Origin of the sequence: Aquamicrobium sp. NLF2-7 (assembly GCF_022359935.1) — a bacterium.
In the GTDB taxonomy this organism is placed as follows: Bacteria; Pseudomonadota; Alphaproteobacteria; order Rhizobiales; family Rhizobiaceae; genus Mesorhizobium; species Mesorhizobium lusatiense.
On the sequence record NZ_JAKSED010000001.1, the window covers coordinates 2,299,682 to 2,316,975 of the forward strand.

14 protein-coding genes and 1 pseudogene are annotated in these 17,294 nt (G+C 63.1%); 6 read left to right on the top strand and 9 right to left on the bottom strand.

Annotation, left to right across the window (positions count from 1 at the left end):
- The first annotated feature begins 133 nt into the window (after window positions 1-133).
- Window positions 134-1,516 carry a glycosyl transferase family protein gene (locus MIC97_RS11405; RefSeq protein WP_239800112.1) on the top strand — a complete coding sequence of 461 codons (1,383 nt, stop codon included), beginning with the start codon at window positions 134-136 and terminating at the stop codon, window positions 1,514-1,516.
- Window positions 1,517-1,558: 42 nt separating this feature from the next.
- Here the strand turns inward: MIC97_RS11405 and MIC97_RS11410 are convergent, their stop codons facing one another.
- A complete protein-coding gene (locus MIC97_RS11410) occupies window positions 1,559-2,275 on the bottom strand; it encodes a TetR/AcrR family transcriptional regulator (RefSeq protein ID WP_239800113.1) in 717 nt (238 codons plus the stop codon).
- 155 nt (window positions 2,276-2,430) lie between these two features.
- Between MIC97_RS11410 and MIC97_RS11415 the strand changes: the two genes are divergently transcribed.
- From MIC97_RS11415 to MIC97_RS11425, 3 genes and pseudogenes are all read left to right on the top strand, one after another.
- Window positions 2,431-3,603: an HlyD family secretion protein gene (locus MIC97_RS11415; protein WP_239800114.1), complete on the top strand. Its 1,173-nt coding sequence runs from the start codon at window positions 2,431-2,433 to the stop codon at window positions 3,601-3,603.
- Between the two features lie 129 nt (window positions 3,604-3,732).
- A pseudogene (locus MIC97_RS11420) lies at window positions 3,733-5,304 on the top strand (DHA2 family efflux MFS transporter permease subunit); the annotation flags it as partial.
- A 164-nt stretch (window positions 5,305-5,468) separates the two neighbouring features.
- Entirely contained in the window at window positions 5,469-7,118 is a 1,650-nt protein-coding gene (locus MIC97_RS11425) for an NAD(P)/FAD-dependent oxidoreductase (protein WP_239800115.1), read from the top strand.
- 64 nt (window positions 7,119-7,182) lie between these two features.
- Here the strand turns inward: MIC97_RS11425 and MIC97_RS11430 are convergent, their stop codons facing one another.
- From MIC97_RS11430 to MIC97_RS11440, 3 genes are all read right to left on the bottom strand, one after another.
- The gene (locus MIC97_RS11430) at window positions 7,183-8,067 is read right to left on the bottom strand and encodes an AraC family transcriptional regulator (protein ID WP_239800116.1); all 885 of its coding nucleotides are present in this window, start codon (window positions 8,065-8,067) and stop codon (window positions 7,183-7,185) included.
- 82 nt (window positions 8,068-8,149) lie between these two features.
- Window positions 8,150-9,343 carry a serine hydrolase domain-containing protein gene (locus MIC97_RS11435; protein WP_239800117.1) on the bottom strand — a complete coding sequence of 398 codons (1,194 nt, stop codon included), beginning with the start codon at window positions 9,341-9,343 and terminating at the stop codon, window positions 8,150-8,152.
- A 101-nt stretch (window positions 9,344-9,444) separates the two neighbouring features.
- Window positions 9,445-10,461 (bottom strand): AraC family transcriptional regulator, encoded by a 1,017-nt coding sequence (locus MIC97_RS11440; RefSeq protein ID WP_239800118.1) that lies wholly within the window; start codon window positions 10,459-10,461, stop codon window positions 9,445-9,447.
- Window positions 10,462-10,970: 509 nt separating this feature from the next.
- On the opposite strand from MIC97_RS11440, the gene MIC97_RS11445 reads away from it, so the two are divergent.
- Both MIC97_RS11445 and MIC97_RS11450 read left to right on the top strand, forming a co-directional pair.
- The gene (locus tag MIC97_RS11445; RefSeq protein ID WP_239801111.1) at window positions 10,971-11,180 is read left to right on the top strand and encodes a cold-shock protein; all 210 of its coding nucleotides are present in this window, start codon (window positions 10,971-10,973) and stop codon (window positions 11,178-11,180) included.
- A 111-nt stretch (window positions 11,181-11,291) separates the two neighbouring features.
- A complete protein-coding gene (locus MIC97_RS11450) occupies window positions 11,292-11,528 on the top strand; it encodes a hypothetical protein (protein WP_239800119.1) in 237 nt (78 codons plus the stop codon).
- Window positions 11,529-11,666: 138 nt separating this feature from the next.
- Here MIC97_RS11450 and MIC97_RS11455 read toward each other — a convergent pair whose 3' ends face one another.
- From MIC97_RS11455 to MIC97_RS11475, 5 genes are all read right to left on the bottom strand, one after another.
- On the bottom strand, window positions 11,667-12,503 hold the full coding sequence (locus tag MIC97_RS11455) for an IclR family transcriptional regulator (protein WP_239800120.1): 837 nt from the start codon (window positions 12,501-12,503) through the stop codon (window positions 11,667-11,669).
- Window positions 12,504-12,606: 103 nt separating this feature from the next.
- The gene (locus MIC97_RS11460) at window positions 12,607-13,398 is read right to left on the bottom strand and encodes an IclR family transcriptional regulator (RefSeq protein WP_239800121.1); all 792 of its coding nucleotides are present in this window, start codon (window positions 13,396-13,398) and stop codon (window positions 12,607-12,609) included.
- 107 nt (window positions 13,399-13,505) lie between these two features.
- Window positions 13,506-15,197, bottom strand: a complete 1,692-nt coding sequence (locus MIC97_RS11465) for a long-chain-fatty-acid--CoA ligase (RefSeq protein ID WP_239800122.1) — start codon at window positions 15,195-15,197, stop codon at window positions 13,506-13,508.
- 73 nt (window positions 15,198-15,270) lie between these two features.
- A complete protein-coding gene (locus MIC97_RS11470) occupies window positions 15,271-16,482 on the bottom strand; it encodes an acyl-CoA dehydrogenase family protein (RefSeq protein WP_239800123.1) in 1,212 nt (403 codons plus the stop codon).
- 16 nt (window positions 16,483-16,498) lie between these two features.
- Entirely contained in the window at window positions 16,499-17,293 is a 795-nt protein-coding gene (locus MIC97_RS11475; protein WP_239800124.1) for an ABC transporter permease, read from the bottom strand.
- Window position 17,294: the final 1 nt, after the last annotated feature.

Sequence of the window (17,294 nt, forward strand, 5' to 3'; positions counted from 1 at the left end):
GTGCGCAAATACGGGCGCTTGCAGGAGCAGGATCATAGGAAATTCAACGACAAAACCGGCTAAAATTGGGCACCCTCCGGGCAGCCGGACGTCTTCCGCAAAGGAAGTACAGGCCGAGGCGCCTCTCGGCAGGTTGCGGCTGATCCTTGCGCTCGATGCGCTGCTTGTTGAAAAATCCGTGAACGGGGCGGCTGCGCGCCTCGGGCTGGGCGCGCCGGCCATGAGCCGGCTGCTCAAGCAGATTCGCGAGCTGTATGGCGACCAGATCCTTGTCAGGACGGCGCAGGGCATGATCCCCACGCCTTTCGCGGAATCGCTGCGCCTGCGGGTGCGGGCTGTCGCTTCCGAGGCGGAAGACCTGACCAGCCCTGTCACGGAACGCCTGTCGCGGCAGATCCCGGAGTGGAAAGCCGGGCCGATCGTCGATGTAGTTCCTCTCGGCTATCGGCCGAAAAACCCTCTGGAAGGCCAGCCCCTGCCCATCCACCATGCCCGCCGGCTGGCGAGTATCGGGCATAACGCCGATCCGATGCAAAGACTGGCCAAGCATATCGCCACGACTGCGGCAGGCATCGGAAGTTCACGTCCCCTTGACGCTGACGAGGCGCAGGAAGCGTTTTCCATTATCCTTGAGGGTAACGCGGACCCGGCCCAGACGGGCGCGCTGCTGGCAACGATGCACTATCGCGGCCTGACCGCCGGAGAACTGGCAGGTTTCGTGCGGGCCAGTCGCCAGCATATCGAGGCGCCCGATGTGGGCGCCGGTATCGTGGATCTGGATCTGCCGATCTATTTGTCGCCGCGCTCCACAGCCATGCCCTGGCTCATGCAGGCGGGAAAGCTGCTCGCGCAATCGGGCATTCGCGTTCTGCTGCACGGCTTTGGCAAAGAAACTGATCAGGGCAAGCTGGAAGCTGCCGCCAATGGCATCGGCATTCCTGTCTGCACATCCATGGAGGCGGCGCCGCAGGCGCTCGACACGCATGGCATCGGCTTTATGCCTTTGACGGCCATGGCGCAGCGCATGCCGCATCTGCCTTTGCTTTACCGGCTTTTCCAGATGCGCACGCCGGTCAACCTGATGCTGCATCTTCTCAATCCGCTTGGAGCCCCTGCCAGCCTGCTCGGCGTGGCGCAACCGGCCAACCAGTTGCTGCATCGCGATACGGCGCATGCCGCCGGATTGCGGAATCTCGCCATTCTCGGCAGTGTTCGTGATGTCGGCGAGTTCAATCCTTACAGGCCAACGACGATATACCGGCTTGTCGATGGCAAGCCTTCAGAAGTTTTCGTTCCATCCATTCCCGAGCCCCGGCTCGATGGTTCGACCGGACTGACCAGTCTGGAATACTGGCAGGGCGTTTGGGAAAACCGGGTGCGGGATGAGCGGCCCCGGCAAATTGTCATCGACACCGCCGCTGCCGCTCTGCTGAGCATGCGCCCGCAACACACGGCCTTCGATGACCTGCGAGATGAAGCCGCAGCACTTTGGCGCCGGCGCAGGATGAAAGGATGAGTGGGGAAGCCTGAGTTCCCGGAGCCGGGCAAGGGCGGGTCGTCAGCTTTCACGTGCCCGCTCCAGCGCGGCCAGTTTCGCCGTGCCATAGGCCTTGAGGAACATGTCGACGCCGGCACTTGCGATCCGCTCGACCTCTTCCTGTGCGGGGGCATCGGGGCGGAAGCCGAACAGACGCTGCCGCGCGAGGCCCGCCAGACACAGCTCGGTCAACTGATAGGCTGCCAGAGTGACGTCCCTGATGTCGAGCAACTCCCGCTCCACCGCCTTCGACAGGAAGGCGACCAGACGCTCATGTCCGTGCTTGGGGCCTCTCTCGTAAAAACGCCGGCCCAGCTCGGGAATGCGGTCGGCCGCGCCGATGACGACACGCTGGGCGAGGATCACCTTTTTGGAGGTGATCCTGAGCGCGAGCCCGGTTCCGAAACGCGTCAGCGTGCTGCGCAGATCGCCCGGATTGTCCAGCGTCTCATAGAGATTGCGGAAGATGGCCGTGCGTTCTTCCTCGACCAGCGCTTCGAACAGCTCTTCCTTGCTGATGAAGTAGACATAGATCGTGCCCTTGGAAACGCCTGCCTCGCGGGTGATGTCGTTCATCGAGGCGGCATCGAAGCCCAGCCTCATGAACACGCGCCGCGCGCCGTCGATGATCTGCTGGCGCTTGACCGGATCGTTTCCCGCCGAGGGACGGCGACGGCTCGTCGGGGCATCAGAACTATACTGCCCGGTTCTGTCCTTGTTCGAGGTGGCCCCGCTCATCTCTTCGCGTGAATGTCCCTTATGCCGTCTCGGCCGTTTGCCGGCGCATGATAAGAAATCGAACCGATGAGTTCGATTTTCTCTTGATATGGGCTTTTGGGAGCGCTAAGTCAACATCGAACCGAACGGTTCAGTTCTATTTGGAGAGATGATCCATGTCGTCCAGCTCAGCATCCTCCGAGGCTGAAGTTCATCCTTTCCCAACCACCCGCGCCACACCTGCGGCCGAAGCGCCGCATCACGCGGAGGCCCCGGCGCAGGCGCAGCCTTCTGCTGCGCCGCGCAGGCGCTCGGCTCGTTCCATGCTGTTGCCGATCATCGGTGCGCTGCTTCTCGGCGCTGGCGCCTGGTACGGCTATGGCTACTGGACGGACGGCCGCTTCATGATCTCGACCGACGATGCCTATGTGCAGGCGGACATGGCGTTCATATCGCCGAAGATTTCGGGCTATATCGCCGAGGTGAAGGTCGCCGAGAACCAGCATGTGAAGGCAGGCGATCCGCTCTTCGTGGTCGATGACGGCGACTATAAAATCGCTGTCGCGCAGGCGGAGGCCGAGATCGCCACCCATTCGCGGACGCTGGAGCGCATCGACGCGCAGATCGTGGCCGCTCACGCCTCCCTTCAGCAGGCCGAAGCGCAAAAAGCCTCTGCGCAGGCAGCCTTCGACAATGCGGTGCGCACGCAGGATCGCGCCACGCAACTGCTCAGGACCCGTGTGGCCACGCAGGCACAGCTCGACGACGCCAGCGCCGCAGCGGAACAGGCCAAAGCCGCCCTGGCCGGATCAGAGGCGCAGATTGCCGCCGCAAAAGCCAATGTCGGCGTTCTCGAAGCCCAGAAGGCCGAAACGGCGAGCACGCTCGCCTCGCTGGAACTTGCCCGGCAAAAGGCCGGGCGCGACCTTGGCTTCACCGTCATGCGCGCGCCCTATGACGGCGTGGTCGGCAATCGTTCGGTCGAAAAGGGAGATCTCGTCAGCCCCGGCCAGAAGCTCGCCGTGGTCGTGCCGGTGAACCGTCTCCATATCATCGCCAATTTCAAGGAAACCCAGCTCGCCGCACTGGTGCCCGGCCAGAAAGTCCACATCGCCGTTGACGCGATGGGCGGCGAAGGTTTCGAGGGATCGGTGTCGTCGCTGGCGCCGGCTTCAGGCGCGGTATTCTCCATGCTGCCGCCGGAAAACGCCACCGGCAACTTCACCAAGGTGGTGCAGCGCGTGCCGGTGCGCATCGATCTGCCCGCGCAGGTGCTGGAAGGCGGCAAGTTGCGCGCGGGGCTCTCGGTGGTGGTGGACGTCGACAGCCGCACCGCCCCGGCAAGCTGAGCCGCGCCGTGCACGGGATCGCCATGCGTCCGTTCGGCCGCACAAGTCGCAATCTGAACTATTGATGGAGCATCGGTCCGAAAGCCGGAATTCACTTTTCGACCCGATGCTCCGGCGGGAGCCTTCCAGATGTCAGGTGCAGCGATCACCGCCGGCGAAAGGCCCGCCGATCATATAGAGCCGCGCCGCATCATCGCCTTTCTGGCAATGGTGTTCGGCATGTTCATGGCCATCCTGGACATTCAGATCGTGTCAGCGTCCCTGGCCGAGATTCAGGCGGGTCTTGGCGCCAGTTCCGACGAAATTCCGTGGGTTCAGACCTCCTATCTGATCGCGGAGGTCATCATGATCCCTCTGTCGGGCTTCCTGTCGCGGATGCTGTCGACGCGGGTTCTGTTCACCACGGCGGCCGCCGGTTTCACCGCCGCCTCGGCGCTGGCCGCCACCGCCACCAATATCGACCAGATGATCGTCTATCGGGCGATACAGGGGTTCATCGGCGGCGGCATGATCCCCAGCGTGTTCGCAGCCGCCTTCACCATCTTCCCGCCATCGCGTCGCGCGGTCGTCTCGCCGATGATCGGTCTGGTGGCGACGCTGGCGCCCACCATCGGCCCGACGGTCGGCGGCTATATCAGCCATGCGATGTCGTGGCACTGGCTGTTCCTCGTCAACATCGTGCCCGGCATTCTGGTGGCAAGCGCCGCCTGGACGCTGATCGATTTCGACAAGCCCAACCTGTCCCTGTGGAAGAAGTTCGACTGGTGGGGGCTTGCCGGCATGGCCGCTTTTCTCGGCTCGCTCGAATATGTTCTGGAGGAGGGCCCCGGCAACGACTGGATGCAGGATGAGACGGTGTTCGTCTTCACCGTGGTGATGGTGGTGGGCGCGGTGCTGTTCTTCTGGCGCGCCTTCAGGGCGGAAGAGCCGATCGTCGATCTGCGAGCCTTCACCAACGTCAATTTCGCCTTCGGCTCGCTGTTTTCCTTCGTCATTGGCATTGGCCTTTACGGGCTGACCTATCTCTATCCGATCTATCTGGGACGCATTCGCGGCTATGATTCCATGATGATCGGCGAAGCGCTGTTCGTCAGCGGACTGGCCATGTTCTTCACCGCGCCGATCTCGGGCATGCTGTCGCGCAGGATGGACCCGAGGGTGATGATGATGATCGGGTTTCTCGGTTTTGCCGCAGGCACCTGGCAGATGACGAACCTGACGGCGGACTGGGATTTCTGGGAGCTGTTCGTGCCGCAGATCCTGCGCGGCGTGTCGATGATGCTGTGCATGGTGCCGATCAACAACATCGCGCTCGGCACCCTGCCGCCCGAGAGGCTGAAGAATGCGTCCGGCCTGTTCAATCTGACGCGCAATCTGGGGGGCGCGGTGGGACTTGCCATCATCAACACCATGCTCACGCACCGCAACGCCTTCCACTATGCGCGCCTGTCGGAACATGTGCAGTGGGGCAATCCTGCCGCCACCGAAAAGCTCGAAAGCCTGTCCCGGAATTTCGAGACGCATGGCGGCATCGACGGCTCGGCGGCAGCCCTTGCAAGGCTTTCGGCGATGGTGCACCAGCAGGCGGCACTGCTCTCCTTCATGGATGTGTTCTACCTGCTGACGGTGCTGTTTGCCTCGCTGGCCATCTTCGCCCTGTTCATCCGCAAGCCGCCCGCAACGGTTGGCGGCGGCGGGGGGGCACTGAGCAGCGGCCGCCCGCGCCGGCGTCAGGATCATACAAGACTTCCTTCCGGATCGTACAAGACCGTGACGGCACCCTTCTCCTAGCTTTTCTGCGAGGGAGCGCAGGCTCCCCGGCGGGGAGGAGGAACCCTCGCGATCCGAAAGGGAGGAATGCCACTATGAATATCGCCGTTCAGGGCGCGCTTCGCCGCGCGCCGTCAGATAAACCGGAAGTGCTGGATGCACTGGTCATCGGCGCCGGCGTGGCCGGCATGTATCAGCTTCACCAGCTGCGCAAACAGGGACTGAAGGTTCAGGCCGTGGACGCCGCCACCGATGTGGGCGGAACCTGGTACTGGAACCGTTATCCCGGCGCCAAATTCGATTCCGAGAGCTACATCTACCAGTATCTGTTCGACGAAGCCCTCTACAAGGACTGGACGTGGAGCGAGCGCTTTCCCGCCCAGCCCGAGATCGAGCGCTGGATGCACTACATCGCCGACCGGCTGGAGCTGCGCCCGGACATCCTGTTCGGCACGACGGTGACGTCCGCCGAATATGACGAGGCACGCGGCCGCTGGACGGTGCGCACGGATCGCGGCGACAATTTCGACACGCAGTTCCTGATCGGCTGCTGCGGCATGCTCTCGGCACCGCTGGAAAACCGTTTCCCCGGCCAGTCCAGTTTCCGGGGCCGGATCTTCCACACGGCGCGGTGGCCGCGCGAGCATCTTGATCTGGAAGGCAAGCGTGTCGGCGTGGTCGGCATCGGCGCCACCGGCATTCAGGTCATTCAGACCATCGCCGACAGGGTTGGCGAGCTGAAAGTCTTCATCCGCACCCCGCAATATGTGCTGCCGATGAAGAATCCGAAATACGGCCCCGAGGAAGCGAAGGCCTACAAGGCGCGTTTTGACGAGCTGCGCCAGAACCTGCCCCACACCTTCAGCGGTTTCGAATATGACTTCACGAAGAAATGGGCGGAGCTGACCCCGGACGAACGCCTTGCCGTGCTGGAGGAAATTTATGCCGACGGCTCGCTCAAGCTGTGGCTGGCCTCCTTCTCCGAAATGTTCTTCGAGGAGGATGTGTCGCGCGAGATTTCGGAGTTCGTGCGCGGCAAGATGATCGCCCGCCTGAAGGACCCGAAGCTGATCGACCTTCTGGTTCCCAACGCCGACGACTATGGCTTCGGTACCCACCGCGTGCCGCTGGAGACCAACTATCTGGAGGTCTATCATCGCGACAATGTCGAGCCGGTCAGCGTGCGCGACAATCCGATCGCCGAGGTCGTGCCGGAAGGCATCCGGCTGGAAGACGGAACCGTGCACGAGCTGGACGTCATCATTCTGGCAACCGGCTTCGATGCGGGCTCCGGTGCGCTGACGCGCATCGACATCAAGGGCAAGGGCGGCCGCACGCTGAAGGATGACTGGAGCCGCGATATCCGCACCGCCTACGGCACGATGGTGCACGGCTATCCGAACCTGCTGATCACCGGCTCGCCGCTCTCGCCCTCGGCCGCGCTGTGCAACATGACGACCTGCCTGCAACAGCAGACCGAGTGGATTTCGGCGCTGGTGTCGCACATGCGCGCCTCCGGCAAGACGGTTATGGAGGCGTCAGCGGAGCTGGAGGAGGAATGGGTTCAGCACCATGACGAAACGGCCAATGCCACGCTGATCGCCCGCACCAATTCCTGGTATGTCGGCTCCAACATTCCGGGCAAGCCGCGCAGGGTTCTGTCCTATACGGGCGGTGTCGGCACCTATCGCCAGAAATGCGACGAGCTTGCAGCCTCCGGCTATCAGGGCGTGCAGATGGCGTGATGCGTTTCTGATTGAAACAGGGGGTCGCGGACTTGCGTCTGCGGCCCCCTTTTTGCGCGGCACCCTATTGAGCGCTGCGGCGGAAAGCGGCGGGGGTGGTTCCACAGGAGCGCGCGAAAAGCCGGGTCAGATGCGCCTGATCGGTGAAGCCGCAGGAGGCCGCGATCTCCTTGATCGGCAGCGTCGTGGTGGCCAGCATATGGCGCGCGCAGGCAAGCCGCCTGTCGATGACATGGGCATAGGGCGGCTTGCCGAAACTGTGCCGGAACTGGCGTGCGAACAGGCAGGGCGTCAGCCCGAGTTCCGCAGCCATCTGGCTGAGATCGAGCGATTGCCCGAGGTTGGAGGCGATGAAATCCTCGATACGGCGCATCTGGCCGGGCGCCAGTCCGCTGGAAGGTGACACCGGTCTGGTGCGGATCGAGGCGTAGCGGCGCAGAAGGTGAACGCTGAGCGCCCGCGCCACCGATTCCACATAGAGCGCTCCGCCCATCGCCTGATGGCGGGCTTCTTCGGAAATGGCGTGCATGGCCGCCGTCATCACCGGGTCGTCGGTGCGCAGCACGTCGGCGAGCTGAACGTCGGAAACGTGGCAGTCCATAACCTCCGAGGCGACGGAAGCCACCAGTGCGCCGGACAGATAGACATGGGTGACGTCGATCGGCTCGGTCCATGTCCAGTGCGCCTTCTGCGCCCGGGTGAGCAGCGAGGCCGCGCCGGGACCCAGCCGGTCGCGGCTCCAGCGCCCCTCGAAGCGGCGCTGCATGGGCGTGTCGCCGGCCTGATAGCCGACCAGCATGAAATCGCGCATGGCCGGAACGATCACGTCCTGACCATGGTAGTGATAGGCGCGCAGGGCCACATGACGCCAGCCAAGCTTGTCGCTGGCCAGCAGGATGCGTCCCGGCACCCAGTCGGGCAACTGTTCGGGAGGCACAAGCTCCGTCATTGCATCAACTCCTTTCGGTGCCGAAAGGGCCGGGGCGGAATGCCCCGGCACGTCAGTGCGTCAGCGGTTGCGGGCCTGCCTGTCAGGCCGCCCGCGCGGAGGCCACGGTCTGATAGACAGCGGTCTCGAAGTCGAGATAGCCGCCGAAGGAGACCGGGTCGCCAAAGGGCAGGATCTGCGTTGCCCAGTAGCCGCCGACGCCATTCTGGCGATCGATCCAGTAGAAGCTGTTGGCCAGTCCCGCCCAGCCGATGGCGCCCGCCGGGCGACCCGTCGGCGCCTCCTCGTCATTGACCATGAAAGTGTAGGACCACGATTTTTTGAGGCCGGGGAAGAACTCCGCATCGTTCGACAGGGAAGCGATGACGCCTGGCAGCATGCCCACTGTCTGGTGCTCCTGCAGGCCGTTTTTGACCGCCCAGGCCACGGTTTCCGGCTTCAGCACGCGGCCATTGGGGCCGTCGCCGTCGTTCAGCCACATGCGGATGAACTTCATGTATTCCGGGATCGTCGCATAGAGGCCGTGCCCGCCCATGTCGACTTCGGGATTGTCGGGCAGTTCGAAGCCGTCCATGGGGCTGAGGTCGCCATCGGCGGTGCGGGCATGGATGGTGGCCGAACGCTCCTTCATCGAAGGCGTGCGGGTGAAGGCGATCTCCTGCATGCCGAGCTGCGCAAAGATGCGCTCGCGCATAACCTCGCCAAGACGCTTGCCGCGAATGGCCTCGACCACCTGACCCACCCAGTCGATGTTCGAACCATATTCCCACTTCTCGCCCGGATCGAACAGAAGCGGTGTTTCGATGGCGGCGCGTGTGGCGGCGACGATGCTTGGCTGGCCATGTTCCTCGGCCATGCGCCTGTATTTCTCGTTGAAGAAGTCATAGCCGAAGCCGCCCGTGTGCAGCATCAGCTGGCGGGTGGTCACATCCGATTTCGGCGCCCGCAGCATGGGCTTGCCGGCGTTGTCGAAGCCATCGAGAACCTGCAGCTTGCCGATGGCCGGAACATAGTCGCGCGCTGGCGCATCGAGATCGAGAAGGCCTTCTTCCACGCATTGCAGAGCGGTGGTTCCGGCGATCGCCTTGGTGGTCGAGAAAATGGCGAAAACCGTGTCCTCGCTCATCGCCCCGTCGCCGAGGCGCCGGTCGCCTGCCGCGCCCGAATAGATGTCCTGCTTGCGGTCCGTGACCATGGCGACGACGCCCGGAACACGGCTGTCGCCCTGCGTGACCCGCGACAGCACCGCATCACAGGCCGATTTCAACTCACCCATGCCTATCCTCCCTGGCAACACGAATATTATCGCGAGAATGCGGCCTGCCGAAAGCGCCTGCTATCCGCCATCGGCATTGGTTGTCCGCAATCGGAAGCGGATCAGTGGCGCGATCTGGCGAAGGCAAGCGTCTGCGAGGGCAATTCTCCGAACCTTTCCCTGTAGGTTCCGGCCATGGCTCCGAAATTCACATAGCCCCATTCGGCGGCGATGGAGGTGACGGTCTCTTCGGGCCGGGCATTGCGCAGCGCATTGCGCAAACCTTCCAGTCGCCGCTCGCGCAGAAAATCCCGCGGGGCGATGCCGCGGAACTGCCTGAAACCACCCGAAAGCGTGCGCACCGACACGCCAAGCCGGCTGGCAATTTCGCCGATGGTGGGCGGATCCTGCGCCATCTCGGTCATGATGGCCTCGGCCTCGCGCACATAGTGCGGCGCGGCGGATCGTGCGCCGTCCTTCAGCGACACACCGGCACCCTGCGCCCACAGCATCAGTAGTTCGGCACATATCAGCTCTTCCAGATGCCGCCCCATGATGCCGTTGTCCGCGACCTGCCCGTTGGCCTGTATCGACTGGCAGGCATAGTGGAGCAGCGCCTGCCAGCGCGATCCATCCCCCCCGAAGGCGACGCGCCGGGTCCACAGCCGGTCGTCGGGAATGAAGCCGAACCAGCGATGCGCCACCTCCGCCATCACGTCATGGGGAATGGTGAGGTTGAGCTGCATGTGTTCGGCATCGCCGTCCAGCCAGTATTCGGTGCGGCTGCAATCCACGACGAAACTTTCGCCGGGACCCGTCATGGCATCCGCCTCAGCCGTATATTTGTGACGCAGCGCACCGCGCAGCGTGTTCAGCACCAGAATATTGCCGGCGGCGGGATCGAACTCATCGAGATGGATCGGCACGCCATAGGAAAAACGCGTGAGCGTGATGCGCCTTATATTGGCGCGCCGCATCGTCGCGTCGGGGTTGAGCAGATGACCCAGCGGCCTGACCCGGTAGGGCATGTAAACGCGGCGGCAAAAATCCTGCACCTCGTCCCAGTCCTGAGACGTGGTGCGTCCATGCTGGACGATCGGCCGCCCCGCCATGTCGTATAAAAGCGCTTTGTCGAGCATGACCGACTCCTCCTTCAGTCACAGCACGCACACATAATGGCATGAGGAAACCGCTCTTGCATCAATTCGATTCGGCCGGGGCGCAGGCTTCGGTTCCATGTCGGGAGAGGGAAATCCGGTCGCGCATCTGCGGTGGCACCGTCTTCATCCTGCTATCTCTTTTCCGTTGGCAGGATGGCAGTACTGACGGACTGACCGGGTTCGATACGGTTGCGCTTCGGCAAATGATTTATGACTGCGAATATTATCTGGATATGGGTAAGTACAGATAGATAAAAACTGCCTCTTTTGCCGGCTGTTCCGGATTTAACTCGCCTTAAAATAAATTGTTGGCGTGGCGCCTTGCATTCATCACAATTGCATCATATGTATTGAGCATCGATCTTGCTGACGAACTTTGTTTCCGCGCAGAAGCGCTCCGACGATATTCCCCTCTCAATTTCGACGACTGCGACGTTCGGCATGCGGCCGGGCGTTGGATTTCTGTGCCGATTGATAAGGAGATCGTCATGACCACTGGAACCGTAAAGTTCTTCAACAGCACCAAGGGCTACGGGTTTATTGCACCTGAGGATGGCAGCACGGATGTGTTCGTCCATATCTCTGCCGTCGAACGCGCCGGCATGCATACCATCGCCGAAGGCCAGAAGCTGAGCTTCGACGTTGTGAGAGACAATCGCAGCGGCAAGAGCGCGGCTGAAAACCTGCAGGCTGCCTGATGAATGACGCCTCTGGTCTTTGACCACGGATGTACTGGCACTGACCATTGAGGCGGACAGGAGAAGGTCGGGATTTCCCGGCCTTTTTCGTTTTCGTAAAGGAGTACCGAAATGAACCATGATGCGGTCAACGCTGTTTTCAGGCCCGCTCTCACGAAGATGGAGACGAAGGCAGATATCTCGGCCCGCGTGGCGCGCCAGATCATTGACACCGAGGTTGCGAAGCGAAATGCCAAGACAGAGCGCCTGAAGGCCGCACGTCTGGAGATGGAGGCCATCGAGGCGGGGAAGCCGGAAGAAAATGCGGTGGCGCAAAAGAAGCGCAGGCCATCCGTGAAAGCGAAATGACAGACGGCGCCAATCAGCGCCGTTTCTTGTCTTCAGTCACCTTTATTTCGGGACTTGCGGCCGGAAGCTCTCCGTTTTTGTGGGGATGAGCCGAGTTATTTCCGTATGCGCTTGGCGGTGGTTACAGAACCGATGCGCTTACCTGCCTCCACCTTCGCCCGCATAGCGGATTTTTCGCACCGCCTCGACCATGCGCGGACCGATGTCGTTTTCCAGCCTCTCCCGCGGCAGCAGATAGGCCGGCCCACCGCAGTTCAGGGCAAGGACCGGCCCGCTGCCATGCAGGGGGGCCAGCGGCACGCCCACCGAATTGACATCGGCTTGCCACTCGCCGGAATTCAGGCAGAAACCGCGCATGTTGATTTCCTCGATCGCCCGCAGGATCTCGGACTGAAGCTGGGGCCATCGCTCCTTGTCTGTGCGGGCCTCGATGCCGCGCAGGATTGCCTCCCGCTCCTGCGGGGCGGTCGCCGCGAGATAGGCGCGGCCCATGCTGGAACGGGCCAGTGAAATGCGTGAGCCGACATTCAGCTGCAGCGATACGATGCCTTCCGAACGTGCGCACGCGACATATATCATGCTGAACTGATCGCGCCCGCCCATGGCGACCAGCAGGCCGTTTCCGGCGTGCTGTGCCAGCTCGTCCAGATAGGGCTGTGCCACTTCGCGCACCTTCAGGCCGCTGAGGCAGGCATAGCCGAGGCCGAGCACCGGTACGCCCACACGATATTTGCCGATGTCTTCCAGATAAACGAGATAGCCGAGCTTCGACAGCGTATAGGTCAGGCGCGAGACGGTGGAGTTGGGCAGGCCGCAACGCTGTGCAAGCTCCTGATTGCCGAGCGCGCCGTCGGTGGGACGAAAGCAGCGCAGAATATCCAGCCCGCGCTGCAGCGCGGTCACGAACTGGCGATCCCCGGAGGCGGAGGCATCAGTCTCGGTGCCGGCATCCGTCTGTTTGGCGCGCTTCTTCAACTATCTCTCCACGAACCCGCCCGCTGAGGGCGGCAAGCTGCCTGCCGCGGGGCTGAACCCGCCCCCGACCGCGCGATGCGGAAGAGCCTTTGTCCCTGCGGCCTCAGGGCCTTGGGGCTGTTCCCATGGCAGAAGCGACGTTATGGACCAGCTCGACCATGCGCGGGCCGATCTCCCTACGGAGACGATCTTCCTCTATCGTGTAGCCGATGCCCGAGCAACTGAAGCTGAAGGTCCGTCCGGTTCTGGGGTCGATAAAGGGCAGGCCGACGGCGGAAACATCCGGCCGCCATGTGCCGATCGCGGTGCAGAAGCCATATGTGGCGATCTCTTCCATCGCACGCTGGATTCTGGCTTCGACCTGCGGCCAGTCTGCGCCATATTTCATCTTCAGCCGCGCCAGCACCTGCTCGCGCTCCAACGGCATGAAGGCGGAGATCGCGGCAAGGCCGCCGGCGGTCTTCTCGATCGGCATGCGGCTGCCCAGCTCGGTCGCCAGCACCACGGACCCGCTTTTGCGCGACACCTCGAAATAGAGCATCTCGTCGCCATGGGCGAGCGCGAGATCGACCATCAGGCCGGTGTCGTCGCTGATGGTGCGCATGAAGGGCGCCGCGACCCTGCGAATGTCGATGCTGGAGAACTTGCGCAGGCCGAGCCTGAGTGCCGCCGTCCCCAGCTCGAAACCCTGGCCGTTGGAAAGGGGGGCAAGATAACCCAGCTCGCACAGGTCCAGCGCTAGCCGCGAGGCGGTCGACCGGGAAAGGCCCACCTGCACGGCGATCTGCTGGCCGGTCAGCGGCCCGTCGGCGTCTGCCACCTCTTCGAGGATGGCCAGCGCCTTGCGCAGCGAAGTGGCTACGGATCTGTCTGGCCTGTCTGCCTTAGCGTTCATCTGCGCACCGGTTCATGGCCGGCTGTTCCCCTTGCGTGACCTTGCACAATGCGTTTCCCACGAAGGACGCTGTCTTTCAAGACAAGGGATGAGCCGCGGCGCCGGCTTCAGCGCCCTTCCCATTCCTGCGCCTGAAGCTCCCGCCACAATATCTTGCCCGTTGAAGAGCGCGGCAGTGCGTCGAGAAACTCGATATGGCGCGGGCATTTGTAGCTCGCCATGTTCTGGCGGCACCAGTCCGAAATCTCCTGTGCACTCGTTTTGCCATGATGATCGCGGCGCAGGACGACAAGCGCCTTTACGCTTTCACCGCGCCTTTCGTCCGGCATGGAGATGATGCAGGCTTCGGCGATGGCCGGATGGCGCAGCATCAGCGTTTCCACTTCCGAGGGCCATACCTTGAAGCCGGATGCATTGATCATTCGCTTGGAACGGTCGACAATGAAGAAATAGCCGTCCTCGTCCCGATAGCCGATGTCTCCGGTGCGGAAGAAGCGCTTGCCGCCGGCTTCGATGAAAGCCGCCTGCGTCGCCTGCGGGTTCTGCCAGTAGCCTTTGAAAAGCTGCGGCGCGTCCATGACGATCTCGCCGACTTCGCCATCGGGCAGAAATGCGCCGCCGTCCACATCGAGAATGCGGCAATCGACGCCCCACACCGGGATGCCGAGGCAGCGGGGTTTGGGGCGCTGGGTCGGGTTGATGTGGGTGGCTGCCATGGCTTCCGAGAGGCCATAGCCTTCGATATAGGCAAGCCCCGTCTTTTCGCGCAGCTTCGTCGCCACGGTTTCCGGCATGGGTGCGCCACCGCCGCCGATATAGCGAAGGCTGGAAAGGTCGTAACCGTCGAAATCAGGATCGTTGACCAGATCGATCGCCATGGTGCTGATCAGCCGCCATCGCTCGACCCGGTGACGGCGCACCAGCTCGGCCGCCACCTTGCGATCCCATCTTGGCATGATGACCAGCGTTCCGGCTGCATAGATCGGGATGTTCATGGAGTTCTGCATGCCGGTGACGTGGAAATGGGGCAGGGTGGCGAGGTTCACCGCGCCGACCGAAGCCGGCATCCAGCGCACCCCGCCGACCAGCGTGACCATCACGGTGCGGTGCGTGTGCATGCAGCCCTTCGGGTTGCCGGTGGTGCCGGACGTGTAGGGCAAAAGGGCCAGATCGTCGGGTCCGGCAAGCGAAGGGGCGGCAAAGTGGCCGGCCGAAAGCGCATCGCGCCATGCCGTCATGCGTTCGGGAAGCGGGGCCGGGTCGGGCGCGGCGGCAAAAGGCAGCGGCAGGTCGAAGCCCGGCGCCACATAGTCCGCATAGTCGGCGACCACCACATGGTCGATCAGCCCGGCCTCGACCAGCGGCCGGATCACCGGCACGAGATCGCGCGCGACAACGGCAATGCGGGCCCCGGTGTCGCCCACCAGATGCTCGATCTCGAACGCCTTGCTCATCGGGTTGACCGGAACCACCACGGCGTCGGCGCGCAATATGCCGTAATAGCCGATCACGAATTGCGGGCTGTTCTGCAGGCACAGCAGCACCCGCTCGCCCCGCGCCAGATGAAATTCGCTCTGCAGGAAGCCGGCGAGGCTCTCCACCTTCCGCTGCACGTCGCCATAGGTGAGATGAACACCGCAGAAGATCAGGCAGTCGAGGTCGGGATAGCGCTTCGCAGATACTTCCAGATTGTAGTGGACGGTCGTTTCGGGAACGTGCAGATCCGCTGGCAATCCGGGCGGCCAGTGGCGAAGCCAGCTTGCATGGGCGGTGTCTTGCGGGGGAGTGAGATGTGCCATGTGTGGTCCTGAACGCTCACGGCACTCCTGAACATGCAGGAGCGCCGGGCGTGAATCCGGGAGCGATGTTGCCTCAGGCTGCGCGTTCGGCGTTCTTGCCGATTTCGAGCTTGGCGATGGTTTCGAGGTGAACCTCGTCTGGCCCGTCGGCAAGCCGCAAGGAGCGCACGCGTGCATAAGCCGAAGCCAGGAAGGTGTCCTGCGAAACGCCGGCCGCGCCATGCACCTGAATGGCCCTGTCGATGACGCGGCAGGCCATGGCCGGCGCCACCGCCTTGATCATGGCGATTTCCAGACGCGCGACCTTGTTGCCGGCCCTGTCCATCATGTCGGCGGCCCTGAGCGTGAGAAGGCGGGTCTGCTCGATCTCGATGCGGGACTGTGCGATCTGCTCGCGCACGGACCCCATTTCCAGCAGCGTGCGGCCGAAGGCGGTGCGTGAGCGGGCGCGCTCCACCATCGTCTCCAGCGCGCGCTCGGCAATGCCGATGGTGCGCATGCAATGATGGATGCGGCCGGGCCCGAGACGGCCCTGCGCGATCTCGAAACCGCGTCCTTCGCCAAGCAGGATGTTCGATGCCGGCACGCGCACATTGTCGTAGCTGATTTCCGCATGGCCATGGGGCGCGTGATCGTAGCCGAACACGGTCAGCGCCCGTTCGATCTTCACGCCGGGCGTGTCGAGCGGCACGAGGATCATCGATTGCTGCCGGTGACGCTTCTCGGAAGGATCGGTCTTGCCCATGACGATGGCGATGCGGCAGCGCGGATCCATGGCCCCGGATGACCACCATTTGCGGCCGTTGATGACATAGTCGTCGCCGTCGCGGCGGATCGAGCATTCGATGTTGGTGGCGTCGGACGAGGCCACTGCCGGCTCGGTCATGGAAAAACAGGAACGGATCTCGCCGGCCAGCAGGGGCAGTAGCCAGCGCTGCTTCTGCTCCTCCGTGCCGTAGCGGGCCAGCACTTCCATGTTGCCGGTGTCGGGGGCGGCGCAGTTGAAGACTTCCGGTGCGAAGGGCGAGCGGCCCATGATCTCGCACAGATGCGCGTAGTCGAGATTGGAGAGCCCGGCGCCGAGCTCGCTTTCGGGCAGGAACAGGTTCCACAGGCCCTGCTGCTTCGCCTTTTCCTTCAGCGTTTCGATGAGGGGGGCTGTCTGCCAGCGCTCCGGACCATGCTCGTGGGCGAGCAGCGCCGCCTCGTTCGGGTAGATATGTTCATCCATGAAAGCCAGCAGGCGCTGGCGAAGCTCGGCGGTCCTCTCGGTATAGTCGAACATGTTTCCTCCTCGTGATTTATTGATCGGCGGGGCGCCGTTGCGTCCAGCGGGCAAGCAACTGGAGCAACAGGCCAAGCAACGCCGACAGCAGCAGCATAAGCACGGTGACGGCGACCACCGAGGGATCGAGCCGGTCACGCAGATTGGCGAACAGCACCCGCGGCACGGTGTTCTGTTCCGGCCCGGCAATGAACATCGTGACGATCACTTCATCGAACGAATTCAGGAACGCCAGGATGAAGCCGGCAAGGATGGCCGGATAGAGCATCGGCACCAGCACGTTCAGAAAGATCATCCGCCATCCCGCACCAAGGCTCTGGGCGGCGCGGATGACGACCAGATCGGTGGTGGCCAGACTTGCCCCGACGACCACCATCACCAGCGGGAAGGAGATAGTGGCATGGGCGAGGATAAGGCCCGTATAGGTCGAAAGCAGCCCGGCGCGGGCGAGGAGGAAATAGAGCCCCAGTCCCAAAACGACCGAGGGAATGGCAACCGGCAGCATCAGCAGACCGCGCAGGGCGCGTGCCTGTCGCGGCGCTGCCTGCACAAGGCCGACGGCGGCGAGCGTGCCGAAAAGGGTTGCGAGCATGGCCGAACCCAGCGCGATGAAGATGCTGTTGCCCAGCGCTTCACGCCACCCCGGATGAAGGGCTACCTGCTTCAGCCAGCGCAGCGACAGGCCGGGCAGCGGGTAGCTGATGTAATCGCCGGACGACAGCGCGATCGGCAGGATGGTGACGATCGGCATCAGCAGGAAAAGCAGGGCGCCGGCGGCAAGCAGCCCCATGATGGCGTTGACCTGTTTCATG